This is a genomic window from Burkholderia sp. KCJ3K979 (assembly GCF_016759955.1).
GTDB lineage: Bacteria > Pseudomonadota > Gammaproteobacteria > Burkholderiales > Burkholderiaceae > Burkholderia > Burkholderia orbicola.
This window is the reverse complement of the sequence record NZ_JACFYV010000036.1, coordinates 1-21,342: the sequence shown is the minus strand read 5'-3', so window position 1 is coordinate 21,342 and position 21,342 is coordinate 1. Positions and strand designations below refer to the sequence as shown.

20 protein-coding genes and 1 pseudogene are annotated in these 21,342 nt (G+C 68.7%); 5 read left to right on the top strand and 16 right to left on the bottom strand.

Annotated elements, in window-relative coordinates; all coding sequences use genetic code 11:
* Window positions 1-114: 114 nt before the first annotated feature.
* The gene (locus H3O04_RS11225; protein ID WP_200161487.1) at window positions 115-1,077 is read left to right on the top strand and encodes a LysR family transcriptional regulator; all 963 of its coding nucleotides are present in this window, start codon (window positions 115-117) and stop codon (window positions 1,075-1,077) included.
* Window positions 1,078-1,178: 101 nt separating this feature from the next.
* A complete protein-coding gene (gene ggt / locus H3O04_RS11220) occupies window positions 1,179-3,053 on the top strand; it encodes a gamma-glutamyltransferase (RefSeq protein WP_054928074.1) in 1,875 nt (624 codons plus the stop codon).
* A gap of 63 nt (window positions 3,054-3,116) precedes the next feature.
* Here the strand turns inward: ggt and H3O04_RS11215 are convergent, their stop codons facing one another.
* From H3O04_RS11215 to H3O04_RS11190, 6 genes are all read right to left on the bottom strand, one after another.
* Window positions 3,117-4,082 (bottom strand): ABC transporter permease subunit, encoded by a 966-nt coding sequence (locus H3O04_RS11215; RefSeq protein ID WP_202587680.1) that lies wholly within the window; start codon window positions 4,080-4,082, stop codon window positions 3,117-3,119.
* A complete protein-coding gene (locus tag H3O04_RS11210; RefSeq protein ID WP_011546301.1) occupies window positions 4,082-4,879 on the bottom strand; it encodes a taurine ABC transporter ATP-binding protein in 798 nt (265 codons plus the stop codon). Before H3O04_RS11210 ends, H3O04_RS11215 begins: the two co-directional genes overlap by 1 nt.
* A 40-nt stretch (window positions 4,880-4,919) precedes the next feature.
* On the bottom strand, window positions 4,920-5,936 hold the full coding sequence (tauA, locus tag H3O04_RS11205) for a taurine ABC transporter substrate-binding protein (protein WP_054928076.1): 1,017 nt from the start codon (window positions 5,934-5,936) through the stop codon (window positions 4,920-4,922).
* Between the two features lie 260 nt (window positions 5,937-6,196).
* On the bottom strand, window positions 6,197-7,189 hold the full coding sequence (gene lipA, locus H3O04_RS11200) for a lipoyl synthase (RefSeq protein WP_006477693.1): 993 nt from the start codon (window positions 7,187-7,189) through the stop codon (window positions 6,197-6,199).
* Entirely contained in the window at window positions 7,182-7,937 is a 756-nt protein-coding gene (lipB, locus tag H3O04_RS11195) for a lipoyl(octanoyl) transferase LipB (protein WP_054928077.1), read from the bottom strand. Before lipB ends, lipA begins: the two co-directional genes overlap by 8 nt.
* Window positions 7,938-8,021: 84 nt before the next feature.
* Window positions 8,022-8,348, bottom strand: a complete 327-nt coding sequence (locus H3O04_RS11190; protein WP_011546304.1) for a DUF2917 domain-containing protein — start codon at window positions 8,346-8,348, stop codon at window positions 8,022-8,024.
* Between the two features lie 102 nt (window positions 8,349-8,450).
* On the opposite strand from H3O04_RS11190, the gene H3O04_RS11185 reads away from it, so the two are divergent.
* Window positions 8,451-9,440, top strand: coding sequence for a transcriptional regulator GcvA (locus H3O04_RS11185; RefSeq protein ID WP_006485238.1), 990 nt, complete (start codon window positions 8,451-8,453; stop codon window positions 9,438-9,440).
* Between the two features lie 22 nt (window positions 9,441-9,462).
* On the opposite strand, the gene H3O04_RS11180 is transcribed toward H3O04_RS11185, so the two are convergent.
* The 10 genes from H3O04_RS11180 to H3O04_RS11135 form a co-directional block, all read right to left on the bottom strand.
* Complete coding sequence (locus H3O04_RS11180) at window positions 9,463-9,771, bottom strand: HP0495 family protein (protein WP_011546305.1); 309 nt, start codon at window positions 9,769-9,771, stop codon at window positions 9,463-9,465.
* Entirely contained in the window at window positions 9,771-10,697 is a 927-nt protein-coding gene (locus tag H3O04_RS11175) for a D-amino acid aminotransferase (protein WP_011546306.1), read from the bottom strand. The genes H3O04_RS11180 and H3O04_RS11175 overlap by 1 nt, the downstream gene beginning before the upstream one ends.
* A 48-nt stretch (window positions 10,698-10,745) precedes the next feature.
* Complete coding sequence (locus H3O04_RS11170) at window positions 10,746-12,056, bottom strand: D-alanyl-D-alanine carboxypeptidase family protein (protein ID WP_011694421.1); 1,311 nt, start codon at window positions 12,054-12,056, stop codon at window positions 10,746-10,748.
* Window positions 12,057-12,604: 548 nt separating this feature from the next.
* The gene (locus H3O04_RS11165; protein WP_012329296.1) at window positions 12,605-13,249 is read right to left on the bottom strand and encodes an alpha/beta hydrolase; all 645 of its coding nucleotides are present in this window, start codon (window positions 13,247-13,249) and stop codon (window positions 12,605-12,607) included.
* 13 nt (window positions 13,250-13,262) lie between these two features.
* The gene (locus H3O04_RS11160) at window positions 13,263-13,580 is read right to left on the bottom strand and encodes a (2Fe-2S) ferredoxin domain-containing protein (RefSeq protein WP_077180384.1); all 318 of its coding nucleotides are present in this window, start codon (window positions 13,578-13,580) and stop codon (window positions 13,263-13,265) included.
* A gap of 154 nt (window positions 13,581-13,734) precedes the next feature.
* Entirely contained in the window at window positions 13,735-14,886 is a 1,152-nt protein-coding gene (locus H3O04_RS11155; protein WP_011546310.1) for a VanZ family protein, read from the bottom strand.
* Window positions 14,887-14,917: 31 nt separating this feature from the next.
* Complete coding sequence (locus H3O04_RS11150; RefSeq protein WP_011546311.1) at window positions 14,918-15,541, bottom strand: ABC-type transport auxiliary lipoprotein family protein; 624 nt, start codon at window positions 15,539-15,541, stop codon at window positions 14,918-14,920.
* 129 nt (window positions 15,542-15,670) lie between these two features.
* The gene (locus H3O04_RS11145) at window positions 15,671-16,600 is read right to left on the bottom strand and encodes an MlaD family protein (RefSeq protein ID WP_006477682.1); all 930 of its coding nucleotides are present in this window, start codon (window positions 16,598-16,600) and stop codon (window positions 15,671-15,673) included.
* A gap of 17 nt (window positions 16,601-16,617) precedes the next feature.
* A complete protein-coding gene (locus tag H3O04_RS11140; RefSeq protein WP_011546312.1) occupies window positions 16,618-17,532 on the bottom strand; it encodes an ABC transporter ATP-binding protein in 915 nt (304 codons plus the stop codon).
* Window positions 17,529-18,653: an MlaE family ABC transporter permease gene (locus tag H3O04_RS11135; protein ID WP_041489611.1), complete on the bottom strand. Its 1,125-nt coding sequence runs from the start codon at window positions 18,651-18,653 to the stop codon at window positions 17,529-17,531. The genes H3O04_RS11140 and H3O04_RS11135 overlap by 4 nt, the downstream gene beginning before the upstream one ends.
* Before the next feature lie 367 nt (window positions 18,654-19,020).
* Between H3O04_RS11135 and H3O04_RS11130 the strand changes: the two genes are divergently transcribed.
* Both H3O04_RS11130 and H3O04_RS11125 read left to right on the top strand, forming a co-directional pair.
* The gene (locus H3O04_RS11130; RefSeq protein ID WP_202587675.1) at window positions 19,021-21,090 is read left to right on the top strand and encodes a bifunctional 2',3'-cyclic-nucleotide 2'-phosphodiesterase/3'-nucleotidase; all 2,070 of its coding nucleotides are present in this window, start codon (window positions 19,021-19,023) and stop codon (window positions 21,088-21,090) included.
* 8 nt (window positions 21,091-21,098) lie between these two features.
* Window positions 21,099-21,342 (top strand): annotated as a pseudogene (locus H3O04_RS11125) (tetratricopeptide repeat protein); the annotation flags it as partial.

Sequence of the window (21,342 nt, the reverse complement as noted above, 5' to 3'; positions counted from 1 at the left end):
TGACAATTCCCGCACGCCTTTACAAGCTGTCAAATCTGACTTGACACTGAATGTTTTCGGACCGTGTCGGACCGCTTCGATCCGATTAACGGGCCAGATCAGGAGAGACCCCGCATGGACCTGAACGCGCTGACGCTGCTCGTCGAGATCCTCGACGCCGGCAATCTCAGCAAGGCCGCCCAGCGGCTGAAGATGAGCCGGGCGAACGTCAGTTACCGGCTCAACCAGCTCGAGCGCTCGATCGGCCAGCAGCTCGTGCGGCGCACGACGCGCCGCATGGAGCCGACCGAGATCGGGCTGAAGCTGTACGAGCACGGCCGGCGCATCCGCAACGAGCTGCTCGCCGCGCAGGAATCGGTGACGACGCTCGGCCAGGACCTGCAGGGCCGCGTGCGGCTGTCGGTGCCGAGCGGCTACGGGCAGATCGTGATGTCCGACTGGCTGCTCGCGTTCAAGCGGCGGCATCCGGGCATCGTGCTCGACGTGGTGTTCGAGAATCGCGTGGAAGACCTGATGCGCGACGAAGTCGACATCGCGATCCGCGTGATGTCCGAGCCGCCGCAGAACCTGGTCGCGCGCGACATGGGCGCGGTGCGCTACGTCGCCTGCGCGTCGCCCGCGTTCGCGGCCGCGCACGGGATGCCGGCGAGCCTCGGCGCGCTGGCCGCGGCCCCGGTCGTCACCGCGACGGTGATGGGCCGGCAGCTCCGCATCGCCGCGTATCTCGGCGACGAACGCCACGAGGTGCTGCTCGAGCCGACGCTGATTTCGGAGAACTTCCTGTTCCTGCGCCAGGCGATCCTCGCGGGCATCGGCGTCGGCATCGTGCCCGACTACGTGATGCAGGACGACCTGCGGCACGGCACCGTCGTCACGTCGCTCGATGCGTACCGGCTCAGCATCTTCGGTACCCACATGTACATGCTGTACATGCCGAACCGCCACCACACGCGCGCGACTTCCACGTTCATAGAGTTCATCCTCGAACAGGCCGGAAAGACCGGCCGGGGCGGGCCCGGCGGGATGCGTCAGGGTTTCCTGACGGATGACAAGCCGCCGGGCGCGCGGCGACAATAGCGCGCCGGGGTGGGCCGCACCGTTGCGCCCGCACCGACGTAAACGTCAACGTCAACATCAACGCCGCCGTCTCCTTCGAATTCACTGCTGCCGAGGGTTCAATGTTCGACCGGATTCGTCCGCATTCGCGTCCCTGGACGCTGCTCGCCGCCGTCGCGTTCGTCGCGTTGAACGCCGGCTGCACGTCCCCGTCCGCGCCGTCGGGCGCCGTCGTCCCGGTCGCCGCCGCGTCGGGCGCGGCCGTCCCGCTGCCCGGCGTTCACGCGCCCGAACCGTCGTCCGGCTGGACCGACAAGTCGGGCTGGACCTCGCAGCACTTCATGATCGCGGCCGCGAACCCGCTCGCGACGCAAGCCGGCTACGACATGCTGAAGGCGGGCGGCACCGCGATCGATGCGGCCATCGCGACGCAGATGGTGCTCGCGCTGGTCGAGCCGCAATCGTCGGGCATCGGCGGCGGCGCGTTCATGCTGTACTTCGACGGCAAGACGACGCAGGCGTACGACGGCCGGGAAACCGCGCCGGCCGCCGCGACCGAGCGCCTCTTCTACGGGCCGACCGGCCAGCCGATGAGCTTCTACGAAGGTGTCGTCGGCGGGCGCTCGGTCGGCACGCCGGGCGTGCTGCGCATGCTCGACGCCGCGCACCGCGCGCACGGCAAGCTGCCGTGGCGCCGGTTGTTCCAGCCGGCCATCCGGCTCGCCGAGCGCGGCTTCACGATCAGCCCGCGCCTGGCGATGCTGATCGCGAACGACAGGTACCTGAAGAACGACCCGGCCGCCCGCGCGTACTTCTACAACGCGGACGGCACGCCGAAGGCCGCCGGCACGGTGCTGAAGAACCCGGCGCTCGCGACCGTGCTGCGCCAGGTCGCCGACCGCGGCGCGAACGCGTTCTATGGCGGCGCGATCGCGCGCGACATCGTGACGAAGGTGCGCAAGCACCCGACCAACCCGGGGCTGCTGTCGCTGCAGGATCTCGCGCGCTACAAGGCGAAGGTGCGCGCGCCGCTGTGCGCCGACTACCGGCGCTCGGTCGTGTGCGGGATGCCGCCGCCGTCGTCGGGCGGCCTCGCGATCGCGCAGATGCTCGGCATCCTGGAAGCGATGCCCGACTGGCAGCAGATCGGCGCGCAGAAACCGGTGCGCAACGAGGTCGGCTACGAGCCGACGCCGTTCGCCGCGCACCTGTTCAGCGAAGCCGGGCGCCTCGCGTACGCGGACCGTGCGCGCTACGTGGCCGATCCCGATTTCGTGCCGCTGCCGGGCGGCACCTGGGCGAGCCTCACCGACAAGACCTATCTCGCGCAGCGCGCGCGGCTGATCGGCGACACCAGCATGGGCGTCGCGCAAGCCGGCACGCCGCAGGGCGCGGCGCTCGCGCTGGCCGACGACCGCAGCCCCGAATTGCCGTCGACCTCCGACATCGCGATCGTCGACCGCTACGGTCAGGCGCTGTCGATGACGACCAGCATCGAGGACGCGTTCGGCTCCCGGTTGATGGTGCGCGGCTTCATGCTGAACAACCAGCTCACCGATTTCTCGTTCGCGTCGAACGACAACGGCCGGCCGATCGCGAACCGCGTGCAGCCGGGCAAGCGACCGCGCTCGGCGATGTCGCCGGAACTCGTGTTCGACAAGAAGACGAAGCAGGTGACGATGATCGTCGGTTCGGCCGGCGGCCCCGCGATCATCAATCACGTGACGAAGACGCTGGTCGGCGTGCTCGACTGGGGCATGACGATGCAGCAGGCGATCGCGCTGCCGAACTTCGGGTCGATGAACGGGCCGACGCAGCTCGAACGCGGCCGCGTGTCGGACGCGCTCGCCGACGGGCTGAAGGGCCGCGGGCACGACGTGCAGATCGTCGAGATGAACTCGGGGCTGCAGGGCATCCAGCGGCTGAACGTGCAGGGGCAGACGGTGTGGTTCGGCGGCGCGGACCCGCGCCGGGAAGGGGTCGCGATGGGCGATTGAGCGCAACAGCACGGGCGACACGGGCGGCACGTACGCGTTCGTGCCCGTGCCTTCAGCGTGACGTCAGCCGCGCCCCTTCCACGGCACCACCCGCCGCTCGATCCAGCGCATCGCCAGATCGAACAGCCACGCGATCGCGCCGATGATCAGGATGCCCATCACGACGATGTCGGTGCGCAGGAAACTCGACGCATTGAGCACCATCTGCCCGAGCCCGGCCGTCGCGGCGACCATCTCGGCCGCGACGAGCGTCGTCCAGCCGAACCCGACCGCGATCCGCAGGCCGGTGAGGATCTCCGGCAGCGCGGCCGGCAGCACGACATGCCGCACGATCTGCGCGAAGCTGCCGCCGAGCGAATACGCGGCGTTGATCTGCTCGACGGTTGCCGCACGCACGCCGGCGCGCGCGGCCATCGCGATCGGCGCAAAGCAGGCGAGAAAGATCACGACCAGCTTCGCCGTTTCGTCGATGCCGAACCAGATCACGACGAGCGGCAGATACGCGAGCGGCGGCAGCGGCCGATAGAACTCCAGCAACGGATCGAGCACGCCGCGCGCGATGCGGCTCACGCCCATCAGGATGCCGGCCGGCACGCCGATCGCGGTCGCGAGCAGGAACGCACCGAACACGCGCGCGGCGCTCCACAGCAGATGTTCGGACAACGGCAGGCCGCCCTGGATGCGGCCGTGCCATGCGTCGACGAACGCGGTCCACACTGCTTCCGGTGCGGGCAGGAACAGCGGCGGCAGCCACTGGAAATGCGTCGCGACCCACCAGAGCGCGGCCAGTACCGCGATCGTCGCAGCGCTCAACCCGGCCGTCTTTCCTTGCCCCGGCAACCGGTAACGATGTGATGTCCGGGCGGGACGCGCCGCATGGCGCTGTTGCGCCGCGCGCGCATCCCGTTCGGAGTCGGCGGTCGCGCGATCGGCCGCCCAGGAATCCTGCGTGCTCATGTCGTCCTGCCTGTGCAATGTACTGATCCGGCCGCGCCCGACGGACGCACCCTGCCGCGCGAACTCGTGCATCACGCGGGCTCCGCGACCGCCTCGTCGCGATGCAGGTACGCGATCAGCCGCTCGCGCCACCCGATGAAATCCGGCGATGACTTCACCGCACGCGCGTCGCGCGATTCGACGTAGCGGCGTGCGAACGGCAACTCGAAGGTTTCGGCGATGCGGCCCGGGCCCGGCGTCATCACGACGAGACGCGTCGCGAGGAACAACGCCTCCTCGACGTCGTGCGTGATGAAGAACACCGTCTTGCCGGTGCGCGCCCACACGTCGAGCACGAGCGCCTGCATCGTGCCGCGCGTCATCGCATCGAGCGCGCCCATCGGTTCGTCCATCAGCAGCACGCGCGGGTCGCTGGCGAGCGCACGCGCGATGCCGACCCGCTGCTGCATCCCGCCCGACAGTTCATACACGCGTGCATGCGCGTGACGCTCGAGACCGACGAGCGTGAGCATCTCGCGCGCCCGCGCTTCGCGTTCGGCTTTCGACACACGCGCGAAGCGCAGCCCGAGCGCGACGTTGTCGAGCACGTCGAGCCACGGCAGCAACGCGTATTTCTGGAACACGACGCCACGATCGGCGCCGGGGCCCGCGATCGGCACGCCGTCGACGCGCACGTCGCCCGTCGTCGGCGCGACGAAGCCGGCCATGCAGTTCAGCAGCGTGGTCTTGCCGCATCCGGACGCACCGAGCGCGACGACGAATTCACCGGCATCGATGCGCAGGTCGACCTGCGCGAGCGCCTGCGTCGTCGGCCTGCCGCGCTCGCCCGGATAGGCAACCGATACCTGGCGGACTTCCAGCGTGCTCATGATCGAAGGCCTCCGCGATGAGTGGGCTGAGTGGCCGCGCTCAGCGCGCGGCCTTCTGCACGAACTGCGGATCGACGCCGACCGAATAGTCGGACAGCACCGTCTGGATCGTGCCTTGCGATTTGAGGAACGTGGCCGTGGCCGCGAGCGACTTCGCGGCGCCCGATTGCGCGCCGCCGCCGAGCCACGTCGGCGATACCTGTTCGGCCGCCGTCGGGAATGCGTAGAGCGCGAGGCTGGCCGGCACGTCCTGCGCGTTCGCGCCGGACACCTTCGCGACCGCCGCGACCTGCGGCGAGCCGACCTTCCACGCCGCCGCATGCGCGCGGTAGTCGGCGTCCGCCGCCGCGAGCACCTTCACGAAGCGCGTGACGAACTCGGGGTTCTCGCGCGCGAACTTGCGGCTCACGACGAAGCCGTCGAAGGTCGCCTTGCCACTTTCTTTCGCAACCTGGCCGGACGTCGTCAGCACGGTGCCCGACTGCTTGACCTTCGCGAGCACCGGGTCCCAGATATAGGTCGCGTCGATGTCGCCGCGCGTCCATGCGGCGGCGACTTCGGGCGGACGCAGGTTGACGATCTTCACGTCGTTCGGATTGACGCCCGCGGCCTGCAGCGCGACGAGCGTATGGAAGTGCGACGTCGACACGAACGGCACGCCGATCTTCTTGCCCTTGAGCGCGGCGATGCTGGTCACGCCCGAGCCGTTGCGCGCGACGAGCGCCTCGGCGTCGTTGATGTTGTCGAGCACCCAGAACAGCGAGATGTCGAGCCCCTGCGACAGGCCTGCCGCGATCGGGCTCGAGCCCGCTTCGCCGAGCTGCACGGAGCCCGACGCGAGCGCGCGGATCACGTCGGCGCCGCTGTCGAGCTTGCGGAACGTGACCTTGTAGCCGGTCGCCTTTTCGACTTCACCGCTCGCCTGCGCGTAGCGCCACGGTACGACCATGTCCTGGTACGCGATCACGACTTCGCGCGATTCGGCGTGCGCCGCGCCGAGCGCGGCAAAGGCGGTCAGCGCGACGACGGCGCGGCGGATGAAGCTGAAACGGGACATGCGGCTCTCCTTCGGAATGCGGGCATTGCTGCGGGAGAGCCGACTTTACGGGCTTTGCGCGCGGCGGGAGCGAACTTATCCTGCGAAGCTATCGATGCCGTTTCAGCTTTGCTTTCCACGCTAGACCGGATTGCGCATCCGGTCGGATGACGATTGCCGCGCGCATGCACGGATAACCGCCGCGTCAACGAAAAAGCCCGCATCGCTGCGGGCTTTTTTCGACTGCTCGAGACTGTTGCAGATGGAAGTGAGCGCGACGCTCAGACCACCCCGGCCCCATGCGCCTGCAGATCGGCGTGATAGCTCGAGCGCACCATTGCGCCGACGGCCGCGTGCGTGAAGCCCATCTTGTACGCCTCTTCCTCGTACATCTTGAACGTGTCCGGATGCACGTACGCCCGCACCGGCAGGTGGTGCTCGGACGGCTGCAGGTACTGGCCGATCGTCAGCATGTCGACGTCGTGCGCGCGCAGGTCGCGCATCACCTGCAGGATTTCCTCTTCCGTCTCGCCGAGGCCGACCATCAGGCCCGACTTCGTCGCGACGTCCGGATGCAGCGCCTTGAAGTCCTTCAGCAGCTTCAGCGAGTGCGCGTAGTCCGAACCCGGGCGCGCTTCCTTGTACAGGCGCGGCACCGTTTCGAGGTTGTGGTTCATCACGTCGGGCGGCGCGGCGTTCAGGATCGAGATCGCGCGGTCGAGACGGCCGCGGAAGTCCGGCGTCAGGATCTCGATGCGCGTGTCCGGCGACTGCGCACGCGTTTCGCGAATGCACTCGACGAAGTGGGCGGCGCCGCCGTCGCGCAGGTCGTCGCGGTCGACGCTCGTGATCACCACGTACTTGAGCTTGAGCGCCGCGATCGTGCGCGCGAGGTTCTTCGGTTCATCCGCGTCGAGCGGATCGGGACGGCCGTGGCCGACGTCGCAGAACGGGCAGCGGCGCGTGCACTTGTCGCCCATGATCATGAACGTCGCGGTGCCCTTGCCGAAGCATTCGCCGATGTTCGGGCAGCTCGCTTCCTCGCACACGGTGTGCAGGTTGTGCTCGCGCAGGATCGTCTTGATCTCGTTGAAACGCGAGCTGCCGGTGGCCGCCTTCACGCGGATCCACTCGGGCTTCTTCAGCTTTTCGATCGGAATGACCTTGATCGGGATGCGCGCCGTCTTCGCCTGCGCCTTCTGCTTGGCGGTCGGATCGTAGGCCGGGGTCGCGGCCGTATCGGCCGGTGCGGGAGAAGCGGTAACGTCAGTCATTCGATTGTTCCAGTGCGTGCGGCTTGTCGGCGGCCGCGGATGCGCCGTCGAGGTTGGCGATCAGACGGCCCACCAGCGTGTGGGCGACGTCGTTCCAGTCGGCGGCAACCGCGAGGCTCGCCATGTCGACGGTTTCCAGTCCGGCATAGCCGCACGGGTTGATCGCAAGAAACGGGCGCAGATCCATCTTCACGTTCAGGCTCAGCCCGTGATAGCTGCAGCCGTTGCGGATCTTCAGGCCGAGGGCCGCGATTTTCGCGCCCTCGTGCACGCCGGATGCCACGTAGATCCCGGGCGCGCCCGCCTTGCGGACCGAAGCGAGATTATACGCCGCGAGGGTTTCGATCACGGCCTCCTCGATCTTCGTCACGAGCGTGCGCACCATCAGCTTGCGCCGGCGCAGGTCCAGCAGCAGATAGACGACGATCTGGCCGGGGCCGTGGTAGGTGATTTGTCCGCCGCGGTCGACCTTGACGAGCGGCACGCCGCTGTCGGCCACCAGCAGGTGCGCCGGGTCGCCGGCCTGGCCGAGCGTGTAGACGGGCGGATGCTCGACCACCCAGATCTCGTCGCCGGTGTCGGCCGTGCGCGTGTCGGTGAACGCGCGCATCGCGTCGAAGCTCGCCTCGTATGCCTCGCGACCCCGCCACCGCACGGTGACCGGCTGGACCGGCTGATCCGGGGCTCCGGCGGGCGATGCGGAAACGGCGACAGGCGTGGACACGATGGAAACCGGCGAAACGGACATGGGCGGTAGTTTACCGAAAACCCGTGGGTCTCGCCGGCCTGGGGAGGGGGACGGATCGCCGGTATCCGTCGGATGAAAGAATGGTCAGACCGTGCGCCAGCCGTCATGGAATAGCGCGCTCACGCGTTCGCGCAGCCGGGTCAGCCCGCCCAGCGCGACCTCCCGCGGCGGCCGCGACACCGAGAACGCGACGCACGCGCCCTCGCGGCCTTCCGCGCTGAGCCACAGCCGCTCGCCGCGACGCAGCTTGAGCGTCTCGCCGTCGACCAGGAAGTAGTCGTCCACGTCGTTGCTGCGCGTCGCCCAGACCGGCCCGCACTGGACGGTCAGCCGCGTGCTGCGCTGCACCTTCATCGGCACGGTCTCGCCGGCGGGAATTTCAAAGGTGATGCTTGAAGAGATTTCTTGCATGATCGACTCCGCCAAAAAGTGCTTCGATGGCTACAATCGTAGACACTCAAAGGCGTCCGACCAAACGACCAATTTTCACGTCGATGTGAGGAAAATTAGCAAATGGACCTCCGCCAGCTCCCGGCGCTGAACGCGATTCGCGCGTTCGAAGCCGCCGCCCGCCACGAGAACTTCTCGCGCGCCGCCGACGAGCTGTTCGTCACGCACGGCGCGGTCAGCCATCAGGTGCGCGCGCTCGAGGAAGAGCTCGGCGTGCAGCTGTTCACGCGCAACGGCAAGCGGCTGTGCCTGACCGACGCCGGCATGCGCTACGCGCAGCAGATCCGCACCGCGCTGATGGTGATCGCCGACGCGACGCGCGACGTGCGCGCGAGCGACCGCGACCGGCGGCTGGTGGTGTCGATGCTGTCGTCGTTCGCCGCGCGCTTCATCACGCCGCGCATCGGCACGTTCATCGAGCGGCATCCGGAAATCGACGTCGAGCTGCAGTCGACCAATTCGCTGACCGATTTCGCGCGCGACGACGTCGATCTCGCGATCCGCTTCGGCTTCGGCAGCTATCCGGGGCTGCACGTGGAGCCGCTGTTCGAGGAGGTGTTCTTTCCGGCGTGCGCGCCAACGCTGAACGGCGGCAAGCTGCCGCAGACGCCCGCCGATCTCGTGCACTACCCGCTGCTGCGCTCGGACGACGAGCTGTGGCGGCCGTGGTTCGACGCGGCCGGGCTCGATACGCTGACCGAGCCGAAACGCGGGATTCTGTACCAGGATTCGTCGAACCTGCTGCTGGCCGCGATCGAGGGCCAGGGCATCGCGCTGGTGCGCCGCTCGCTCGCGGTGCACGACCTGCTCGACGGACGCATCGTGCGCCTGTTCGACATCGACGGGCCGAGCCCGTGGCACTATTTTTTCGTGTGCCCGCCGCCGCTGCTGAACACGCCGCGCGTGCAGGCGTTCCGGACCTGGCTGTTCGAGGAAGTGGCCGAATACAAGCGGCTGTGCGACGAGCTGGACGCGCGGCGCGCGGCGGGGAAATGTCCCGCCGAGTGCGCGCTGGAGGGAGGATGGAAAGGGATCAGCGGCCGTTTGCGCTGATCCCGGACGCCGGAACGAGCGCTTAAAGGACGACCTTGACCATCGGATGGCCGGTCAGCGCACGGTAGATGTTGTCGAGCTGTTCCTGGCTCGTCGCGCGCACGGTGATCGTGAGGCCCGTGTAATTGCCGCCGCTCGACGCACGCTCCTCGATCTTCTCGACGTCGATCTCGTTGTCGTGAACGGCCACGACCTTGAAGATCGTGTCCTTGAATTCGGGGTGCGCCTTGCCCATGATCTTGATCGGGAAATCGCACGGAAACTCCAGCAGCGACTCCTTCCGGGTCTCGATCGCGCCGGTCACCTCGACGGTTTTGGTCGGTTCGCTCATCATTTTCTCCGGGTCAGGTCAAACTGTTCAAATTCGCGTGCCTTCGCACGCTGGTACGCGTCATACAGCGCCGCGAACACGGGGCCCGGCTTGCCGCCCTGCACGGGCAGATCGTCGAGCGACGTCACAGGCAGGATTTCCTTGGTGGCCGACGTCAGCATGATCTCGTCGGCCGAGCGCAGCTCGACCTCGCTGATCTCGCGCGCGACGAACCGGATCCCGCACTCTTCGGCCAGCTGCTCGACCAGCGCGTAGCGGATCCCTTCGAGGATCTTGTTGCTGCGCGGCGGTGCGAACAGTTCGCCATTCTTCACGATCCACACGTTCGACGACGAGCCTTCGGTCACGTTGTCATCGCGCAGCTGGATCGTCTCGAACGCGTCGCGTTCGGCCGCATGCTGCGCCATCAACACGTTGCCGAGCAGCGAGATCGACTTGATGTCGCAATGCAGCCAGCGGCGATCCTCGGCCGTCACGCAGCGCACGCCCTTCGCGCGCTCCGCTTCCGACGGCAGGCGCAGCGGGCTCGTCATCGCGAACACGGTCGGCACCGCGTTCGCCGGGAACGCGTGGCCGCGCTTCGCGACGCCGCGCGTCACCTGCAGGTAGACGAGCGCGTTGCCGTCGCCGAGGCCTTCGGCATTCGCCGCGACCACCCGCTCGATCAGCGCGCGCCAGCCCGCCGCATCGTGCGGGTTGTCGATGCCGATCTTCTTCAGGCTGCGCGCGAGCCGGTCTAGATGCTGTTCGATCCGGAACGGCACGTGCGCGCCGTCGTGCGCATAGACGGGCACGACTTCATACACGCCGTCGCCGAAGATGAACCCGCGGTCGAGCACCGGTACACGGGCTTCGGACAGCGGCACCAGTTCCTCCTGCGCCGAGACGCTGAGGTAGACGATCGGTTCGAATTCGGCTTGGCTCATGGCTATGACAGATGGGGATGAAGTCGTGAAAACAAAGGCCCGTCGTGCTTACTTCTTCTTGCTGAACATCAGCAGGATCGAGTCCCAGATACGTCCGAAGATACCCGCTTCCGGCACGGCTTGCAGCGCGACGACCGGGAATTCGGACAGCGTCTTGCCGTCGGCGACGATCTTCACGGTGCCGACCTGCTGGCCTTCGGCGAGCGGCGCGATCAGCGGTGCGTTGACGTCGACTTCGGTCTTGACCTTGTCGCCGAGGCCGCGCGGCACGGTCGCCCACTGGTCGCCCTTCACGCCGACCTGCACGGTGTTGTCCTTGCCCTTGTAGATGCGCGGCGTCGAGATCGCCTGGCCGCCCTTGAACAGGCGCACCGAATCGAACGCGCTGTAGCCGTAGTTCAGCATCTTCATGCTGTCCTGCGTACGCTCGCTTTCCTTCTGCTCGCCCATCATCACCGACACCAGGCGGCGCTGGCCGTCGACGCCCGGGATCGCGCGCTTCGCCGACGCGATCAGGCAGTAACCGGCCGCCTGCGTATGGCCGGTCTTCAGGCCGTCGACCGTCGGGTCGAGCCACAGCAGCCGGTTGCGGTTGCCCTGGCGGATGTTGTTGTACTTGAATTCCTTCTCCGAGAAGATGCTGTAGTACTGCGGAAAATCGCGGATCAGGTGGGCCGACAGCTTCGCGAGGTCGCCGGCCGTCGTGTAGTGGTTCGGATCGGGCATGCCGTTCACGTCGGCGAAGTGCGTGCCCTTCATGCCGAGGCGCCCTGCCTCGTCGTTCATCATCGTGACGAACTGCCCCTCGCTGCCGCCGACGAGCTCGGCCAGCGCGATCGCGGCGTCGTTGCCCGACTGGATGATCATCCCGTACACGAGGTCGTGCACGGACACCGGCTTGTTCGCCTCGATGAACATGCGCGACTCGTCGCGGCCGACGCGGCGCACCGCGTCGCTCGGCGTGACGATCTGCTCCATCGAGATCTTCTTCTTGTCGAGCGCCTCGAACACGAGGTAGGCCGTCATCAGCTTCGTCAGCGACGCCGGCTCGACGCGCTCGTCCGCATTGCCCGATGCGAGCACCGTGTTGCTCGTCGCGTCGACGAGCACCCACGAGCGCGCGTTCACGCCCGGCGGCGGCACCGCGCCCGGCATGTAGGTCGCGGGCGCGCCGGTGAACTGCTCGGCGGCCGGCGCCGCATGCGCGGCCTTGGCCTTGGCGGCCGGCTTCGCCTCGGCGACGACGATCGTCGAGGCGAGCGCGACGGGCAGCATCACGCCGAGCGCGACGTTGCGCGCGGCGGTGCCGAAGGCGATGGAGGAAGCGAGGGACTTGAGGCCTTGGGAAGACAGACGCATGATCGATTCAGGCTGATGGCAGAAAGTGCGGTGCGAGACGCGCAGGGTTGAACGGCAAGGCGGCGGGCGTCTCGGGCACTCGCCCGACACCGTCGGGCGACGCGAAACGCGCCGGTTGGACTCGTGCGGGCGCGTTCGGTTCGCGGCCGTCGCGAGCGGGCGGACAGGCGGCAAAACGAGCGCCGCATGGGCCCAGCCGGGCCGCGGGCAACGCGAAATGCGGCCATTATACGTGGCCGCGAACGGCGTTTTCGCGAACCTGGCAGCGGACACCCGCATACCGGTTGCGAGAGCATCGCACGGGCATGCAGCGGGCACGGGCACTCGAAGCCGCGCGAAAGGCGTGCGCAGGCGGCGTGCAAGTCGGGTTGCGCCGCCATGCGGCACGCGGCGCGCCGTGCGGGGCGGCGCGATGTCGCATGAAGTTTCGGGAAGGGGCGCGCCTCAGCCGCCCGGGCGCCGGTGCGCGGCGCGGTCGCCGGCGCTCACGCCGGCCATCGCATGCGGGCCAGGGGCCTGTTCACACTGGTGACGGGCTTGCGCCAGCCCTAGCGCCACGCGTCGACGATGATGCGCTTCAGCACGTGCAGCTTGCGATGGAGAAAATGCTCGGCGCCGGGGATCACGACGACCGGCAGCTCCTGCGGCCGCGCCCAGTCGTACACCGACGCGATCGGCACCGTGTCGTCGGTTTCGCCGTGGATCACGAGCGTGTTCTCGGGCACGTCGGCCACTTGCCAGCGGCTCGCGGCCGTGCCGACGAACACCATCCGCTCGATCGTCTCGCCCGCGTCGCGCAGCCGCTTCGCGACGTGCGACAGCACGAAGGTGCCGAACGAGAAGCCCGCGAGCACGAGCGGCAGGTCCGCATACGCGGGCTGCGCGCGCATGTGCGCGAGCACCGCGAGCAGGTCGTCGGCCTCGCCCGTGCCGTTGTCGTGCACGCCTTCGGTCGCGCCGACGCCACGGAAATTCGACCGGTAGACGACGTAGTTCAACTGCACGAGCGTGCGCGCGAGCGTCTGCGCGACCTTGTTGTCCATCGTGCCACCGAACAGCGGATGCGGATGCGCGACGAGTGCGATGCCGCGCGGCGCGGCGCCGCCTTCGCGCACGGCGTCGGGCAGGTCGACCGCGATTTCGATCTGGCCGACCGGGCCCGCGATCAGCGATTTCTGCGTATGAACGTTCATTCGGCCGGCCCGCTCAGATCTTCAGGCGCTCGACGACGTTGCCGTCGCGCAGGTGCGACTCGACGATCTCGTCGATGTCGGCCTGATCGACGTACGTGTACCACGTGCCTTCCGGATACACGACCATCACCGGCCCTTCCTCGCAGCGGTCGAGGCAGCCGGCCTTGTTGATGCGGACCTTGCCGGGCCCCGCGAGACCGAGTTCCTTCACACGCTTTTTCGCGTATTCCTGCATGGTCTGTGCATCGCATTGCGCGCAGCTCGGGCGTTCGGCGCCCGGTTCACGCTGGTTCAGGCAGAAGAAGACGTGGTGCTGGTAGTAGGAATCCATGATGGTGACGAGCGGCCCGGCACGAAGCCGTGCGGAAAGAGGGGCGATGGATTGCCGTTGCGCGAGGCGGCAACGGAGGATGCGGACGATTATAGCGACCGGCGCACGCGGCTGCCCGCGGCACGGCCGCCGCCGCACGGCTCCGGCCGTCGCGTCAGCGGCGCAGCGCGGCCGGCAGCCACGCGTGTTCGACGCGCTGGCCGAGCCAGATCAGCGCCGCGTAGGGCCAGATCCATGCGAGCCAGCGCGCGATGCTGTTGAAGTGCACGTAGCGGCCCTGTCGCCACCCCGACAGCGTGAAGTCGAAGAACGGGTTGACCGGCAGCAGGTTCACGAGCGCGACGCCGGCCAGCAGCGCGAGCGCCGCGAGCAGCGCGCGCCACGTCGCCGGCACGCGCAACGCGACGAGCGCCGCCGCGAAACCGAGCTCGATGCCGAGCCGCGCGCCGGGTGTCGCCCACACGACGACGAGGCCGGTGGCCGACTGCATGAACGTCGCGGCCGCCTTCAGCACGAGCGTGGCGACCACCAGCGCGATCAGCAGCCGGATGCGCGGCGCGCGCGCGCGCATCGCGAGCGACGCGATCGCCAGCGCGGCGAACAGCATCAGCCCGCCGAGCACGGCTTCCCATGCGGAATCGGACAGCCAGCCGTCGACCCGCTCGGGCCATTCGCTGACGCGCCATGCGGCCGGCAGCCACGCGAGCAGCGCGTCCTGCATCGACGCGTCGGCGCGCTCCCACAGCGCGGCCGGCCAGTCGCCGATGCCGAACAGGAACGGCGACGGAAACACGATCGCGAACGGCCACAGCGCGGCGAGCAGCAGCGGCGTCGAACCGTCGGGCTCCAGCCACGCGAAGCGCAGCCGGCGCAGCGCGCCGCGGTCGAGCAGCGCGCCGGTGGCCGGCGCCGCGAGCGCCGCGCCCAGCAGCGCGCCGAGCGCGTTGGCGCCGAGATCGAGATTCGACGCGACGCGCGTCGGCAGGTAGGTCTGCAGCGCTTCCATCGTGCCCGACAGCAGCACGCCGAGCGCGCCCGCGATCAGCGTCGCGGCCACGCCGCGCCAGCGCGGATGCAGCGCGAGCACGCCGAGCGCGCCGAACGGCAGATAGCCGAGCACGTTCGTGACCACGTCGAATGCGGTCACATAGCGCTGCATCGGCGCGAACAGGTAATCGAACGGGCCGATGCCGAGCGACACCCAGCCTTCGAACGGATACAGCGACGCATAGACGATCAGCGCCGCGTAGGCGGCAAACGCCTGCCGCGCGAGCGGCGACGCGCGATGCGTGCCGGGCACGTTCATCGCGGATGCAATCGCGGCGGCACGTCGGGCGTCACGGCGTGCCCGCGTACGCCTGCACGCCGACCCACGCGGCGATCTGCGACACGAGTTCGTCGCTGGCCGCCGCGAGCGCACGCGCGCCGCCGGCGGCGTCGGGCGTGCTCGACGGCGCGCGCGCGACGAACGTGCGCTGGCCGAGCACCTTGCCGTCGAGCATCAGGGTTGCGCGCGCGGTGACCGCGCCGTGGCTTTGCGACTGCCCGTCGAAGACCTGTTCGAATTCGCTGAGGTCGACCTTGAGGGTCGGCGCACGCACGCCGTCGGCGCCTTCGAGCACCGTGCCGCGCGACGACAGCGCGCCGCGCAGCCGCTGCGTGAGCAGTTGCGCGGGCGGCGCGGTCCAGCGGCTGTCGCGATAGACGGCCACGTGCTGCGCATCCGCGTACGCGAGGCGGTACGCGAACTTGTCCGAATCGAGTGCGTCGGGCGCGGCAACGTCGAGCACCTTCAGCGCGGGGCCCGAACCGGTGGTCGTCACCGACGAGGCAGGCCCGAGGTCGTAGCGGATGTTCGACAGCACCGCGTCGTTGCCGGCGCAGCCGGCCGCCAGCGCGAGCGTCAGCACGGCAAGCGCGGCCGCGGCCGGGCGCAGCGCGCGGTCAAGGATTCGTGGCATGGCGTATTCCTGCATGATGTGTCCGGTTTCGATGGGCGTCCTGTCCGGCCGTTCCCGGCCGGACGATCGATCAACTGCTGCGGGGCGTCCCGGATCGGGGTGTCCCGTATGTTCCGTACGTCCCGCCTGTCACTTCCCGGCCGTCGCACCCGGCCAGACGAAGCCCGCCTCGCCGGGCCCCGGCGCGGCGCCGGGCGAACCGAACAACAGACTGCGCGGGTTGCGGCCAAGTTCACCGGCGACGTCCTTCAATTGCCGCGACGCGTCGCCGACGCTGTCGGCCAGCGCATTGAAGCGCGGCAGCGTGTCGTACTGCACGCGCGCGTTGAGGCCGTTCAGCGCGACGCCGACCTGCTCGGCGGCCGTGCCGGCCTTGTTCAGGTTCGACACGAGCGGCCCGTTCGGCTGCAGCAGCGTGTTCGCCGACGCCATCGCGCGGTTCACCTCGTGCATCGTCTCGGGCAGCGCGGTGACTGCCGGGCCGAGCTGCTTCGTCAGCGTCGCGGCGCCGTCGGCCGCGTGCTGCAGGCTTTCGGCGGTCGCGCGCAACTGCTCGCGCATCTCGGGCGACATCAGCGCGTTCGCGCTCTTCGCAGCGAGCTCGAGCTGCCGCAGCAGCACGTCGCCGCGCTCCTGGATCTGGTCGAACAGGCTCGGCCGCATCGGAATCTGCGCGATCGCCTTCGGCGACGACGGTAGCGGCGACAGATCGCGCCCCGTATCCTCCAGTTGCACGAACGCGATGCCCGTCACGCCCTGGAAGCCGAGGCTGCCGTAGGTCGACTGCGTGATCGGCGCATCGTGATCGACGAGGATACGGATGCGGATCTGGCCCGGATGCGTGCGATCGAAGCCGATCGACTGCACCTTGCCGACGTCGAGGCCGCGAAAGCGCACCGCCGCATCCGGGAACAGTCCCGTCACGTTGGTGCGCGCGAGCAGGTCGTACGGCACGCGCACGGTGCGGTCGACGTTGAACCAGAACACGGTGCCCGCGATCGCGAGCGTCAGCGCGATCGTGAACAGGCCGGCCCAGAACGCATGTGATTTGTTTTCCATTCGCGGGTTCCTTGCTTCTACAGCTCGACGCTCGAGAGCGCCGGTTCGAGGGCCGCCTTCGGCAGCTTCGCGCGCCGCTCGGGCGGCAGCGCCTGCAATGCGCGGCGCCCGCGCAGCCCCAGGAAATATTCGTGGATGAACGGATGGTCGACGTTCGCGGCCTCCTCGACGGGCGCGGCGACCAGCACCTTGCGGTCGGCCAGCACCGCGACGCGCGTCGACAGCGCGACCATCGTGTCGAGGTCGTGCGTCACCATCACGACGGTCAGCCCGAGCGTGCGATGCAGCGTCGCGATCAGCTCGACGAATTCGTCGGACGCCTGCGGATCGAGGCCGGCCGTCGGCTCGTCGAGGAACAGCAGCTCGGGCTCCAGTGCGATCGCGCGCGCGATGCCAACCCGTTTCACCATCCCGCCCGACAGCGCGGCCGGCATCTTCGACGCGTGCTTGCACGGCAGCCCGACCATCTCGAGCTTCAGCATCACGATGTCGTGCAGCAGGTCCGGCGGCACGCGGCCGAGCTCGCGCAGCGGCTGCGCGACGTTGTCGAACACCGTCATCGACGAGAACAGCGCGCCCTGCTGGAACAGCATCCCCGAGCGCGTGCGCATCATCCGCGCGCTTGCATCGTCGATCGTCGACGTATCCTCGCCGAACACCTTGATCGTGCCCGACGTCGGCCGTTCGAGGCCCAGGATCTGCCGCACGAGCGTCGTCTTGCCGGAGCCCGACCCGCCGACGATCGACACGATCTCGCCGCGCCGCACGTCGAAATCGAGCTTCTGGTGAACGATGTTGCGCCCGTAGCGCTTGGTCAGGTTGCGCACCTCGATCACGAGATCGCCGGCGTCGGCGGCCGCGTCCGGCCGGGGGCCGACCGCCCCGGCGCCGATGGCCGCGGCATGCGCGGTCGTTTCGTTCGATGCGTTCATCCGAGCCCCACGTTCTGGAACAGGATCGCGAACACCGCGTCGGCGAGGATCACGACCGTGATCGACGACACCACCGACGTGGTCGTGCCTTCGCCGAGGCTCTGCGAGTTCGCCTTGATCCGGAAGCCGAAATGGCACGCGACCAGCGCGATCAGCATGCCGAACACGACGCCCTTGCCGACGCCGATGTACAGGTTCGCGATCGGCACGACGCCCGGCAGCGAGCGCACGAAATAGTTGATGTCGATGCCGAGCACCAGCTTCGCGGCGAGCGCGCCGCCCGTCAGCGCGATGATGTTGGTCCACATCACGAGCAGCGGCATCGCGACGCCGAGCGCGAGCACGCGCGGCAGGATCAGCCGCAGCCCGTGCGGAATGCCCATCACGCGCATCGCGTCGAGCTCCTCGGTCACCCGCATCACGCCGATCTGCGCGGTGATCGCCGAGCCGGAGCGGCCCGCGACGAGGATCGCCGACAGCACGGGGCCGAGCTCGCGGATCACCGACAGCCCGAGGATGTTCACGATGTAGCGGTTCGCGCCGAACATCTGCAGTTGCTGCGCGGACAGGTAGCTGAGCACGATGCCGATCAGGAACGCGACGAGCGCGGTGATCGGCAGCGCCTGCGCGCCGGCGCTGTAGATGTTCGCCGAGGTTTCCTTCCACGGCATCGTCTTCGGGCGGCGCAGCACCGACAGCGCATCGAGGATCACGCGGCCGAACATCGTGATGCCGCCCTGCAGGTGTTCGCCGAACGCGAAGATCGCCAGGCCGAGCCGCGTGACGGGATCGAAGCGCACGATGCGCTCCGGCGCCTCGCGTTCGCTGTCGAGCCGCTCGATGCGCTCGAAGATCGTGCGCTGCGTGGCGCTCAGCGCGACGCCGGCCGGCAGCTTGCGGCCCCATACGCGCCACAGCGCCTGGCCGCCGACGTGGTCGAGCCGCTCGATGCCGGACAGATCCCATTCGCTCACGCGCCCGGCGGCGATGCTCGCGATGCGGCGCGCCACGGCGCCGCGGTTGCGCGCGAGCGAGAGCGCGGTCCACTGGCCGGTCAGGCGCACCGTCTGGCCCTGGCCGCCGGCGTCGACCGACAGGCCGGGAGGAGTCTCGAAGTCCAAGGGCAGGTTGTTTGCAAAAGGATGACAGCGGCCATTGTAGCGAACCGCCCGATGCCGCGACGTGAGGATTTCGGCGGGTTGCGCAGCCGGCGGCGCGAACTCGGGAGGCGCCGCCGGGGCGCGGGGCCGGGGGCGCCGATCGAGGCGCCGGGCTCGGGCGCGCAGCCGGGGCGCCGGGCTGGTGCCGGCCGGGACCGGCCCGAAACCGAGACGGGCCACGGCCCGCTGCCCGCGTCGCGACCTTTCATTGTTCCGTCACGTTTCCTTTCGATACTCTCACGCGCCGCACCTCAGGCCGACGGCGCGCCGCGCCGCCATTCGTGCGTACCTCGCGTTTCATAAAACAGAACACCGAACAGGACAACCGATGCGTCTCCCCCCGCTTTCCCGCCGTCACGTGCCGGCCGCCGCCGCGCTCGCCAGCCTCGCCTTCGTCCTCGCTGGCTGCGGCGGCGACGACGTCACCGCCACGCCGCCGGCTCAGCCGGAGGCCCAGGCGCCCGTCGGCACGACGGCCACGCTCGCGCTGCTCGAGACGACCGACCTGCACACCAACGTGCTGTCGTACGACTATTTCAAGCTCGCCGCCGACAATTCACTCGGCTTCGAGCGCGTGTCGACGCTGATCGCGCAGGCGCGCAAGCAGTACCCGAACACGCTGCTGCTCGACAACGGCGACACGATCCAGGGCACCGCGCTATCGGACTACCAGGCGCTCGTGAAGCCGGTCGGCTGCGACCAGACGCTCGCGATCTACAAGGTGATGAACGCCGCGAAGTTCGACGGCGGCGGGATCGGCAACCATGAATTCAACTACGGGCTGCCGTACCTGTCGCAGGTGACCGGCAACACGTTCGAGGTCGACGGCCTGCCGGCGCCGGCCCAGCAGAAGAAGTGCGCGGGCCCGAACTTCCCGCAGGTACTCGCGAACGTGATCAGCGCGAAGACCAACGCGCCGCTGTTCACGCCGTACACGATCCTGACGCGCACGGTGACGGCCACGACGCCGGACGGCAAGACGGTCAGCGCGCCCGTGAAGATCGGCATCATCGGCTTCACGCCGCCCGCGATCATGAACTGGGACAAGCGCTGGCTCGACGGCAAGGTCTATACGACCGGGCTGAAGGAAGCGGCCGAGAAGTACATTCCGGAAATGCGCGCGAAAGGCGCCGATCTCGTCGTCGCGATCTCGCACGGCGGCCTCGACAATTCCGCGTACTCGCCGACGATGGAAAACGGCAGCTGGTGGCTGTCGAAGGTGTCCGGCATCGACGCGATGCTGATCGGCCACTCGCACCAGGTGTTCCCGGACGCGAACAGCACCGTGGCGCAGTTCAACCTGCCGGGCGTCGACAAGGTCAAGGGCACCGTCAACGGCGTGCCGACCGTGATGGCCAACTACTGGGGCAAGCATCTCGGCGTGATCAAGCTCGGCCTGAAGTTCGACGGCAAGATCTGGGCCGTCGACAAGTCGCAGACGACCGTCGAGGCACGGCCGATCCAGAACGCCGACAAGAGCTACGTCGCGGCCGACCCGTCGGTGTCCGCCGCGATCGCGGCCGAGCACCAGGCGACGATCGATTACGTGAAGACGCCGATCGGCTCCACCGACTACCGGATGAACTCGTACTTCGCGGACGTCGGCGATCCGGGCGCGATCCAGATCGTCAACGAGGCGCAGGCCGACTACGTGAAGACCTACGTGCAGGCGAACCTGCCGCAGTACGCATCGCTGCCGGTGCTGTCGGTCAGCGCGCCGTTCAAGAGCGGCTTCGGCGGCGGCACCGACTACACCGACGTCGCGCCGGGCGCGCTCGCGATCAACAACGCGGCCGACCTGTACCTGTATCCGAACACCGTGTACGCGGTGAAGGTGAGCGGCGCCGACGTGAAGAACTGGCTCGAGACGGCCGCCAAGCGCTTCAACACGATCGACCCGACCAAGGCCACCGTACAGCCGCTCGTCAGCACCTTCCCCGGCTACAACTTCGACATGTTCACGTCGGCCGATCTCGCGTATGAAATCGACGTCACGCAGCCGGTCGGCAGCCGGATCAGGAACCTGACGTACAAGGGCGCGGCGATCGACCCGAACGCGCAGTTCATCGTCGCGACCAACAACTACCGCGCGAGCGGCGGCGGCAATTTCCCGGGCCTCGACGGCAGCAAGACGATCTTCGCGTCGCCCGATGCGAACCGCGACGTGCTGATCGCGTTCATCAAGAAGCGCGGCGCGATCACGCGCGCGGCCGACGGCGCGCAGCGCAGCTGGCGCTTCACGAAGCTCGCGAGCTCGGTCGCGCACGTGCGGTTCGCGTCCGCGCCGAACCGCCTCGGCGACGCGGCGGCGGCCGGCCTGACCGGCATCACGCAGGTCGCGGCCGACGACGGCTCGGGCAAGAACCTCGCGACCTACGAAATCGACCTCACGCAATGAGACACGCGATGCAACCGATCCGGACGATGCGGCCCGCCGAAACCGGCGTCGCCGCCGCCGCGCGGCGCGTGCTGCGCGCGAAACTCCCGCCGGCCGCGCTGCTCGCGGCGGCGGCCGTGACCGTCGCGGCCGTCGTCGTGGCGACCGGCCTGCGCGGCGCCGGCCCCGCGCCGAGCGCCGCGCAGCTCGACGAATGGCAGGCGATGGTCACGCAGGCGACCGAGCCGCATGCGCTGGCCCAGTTGCGCACGC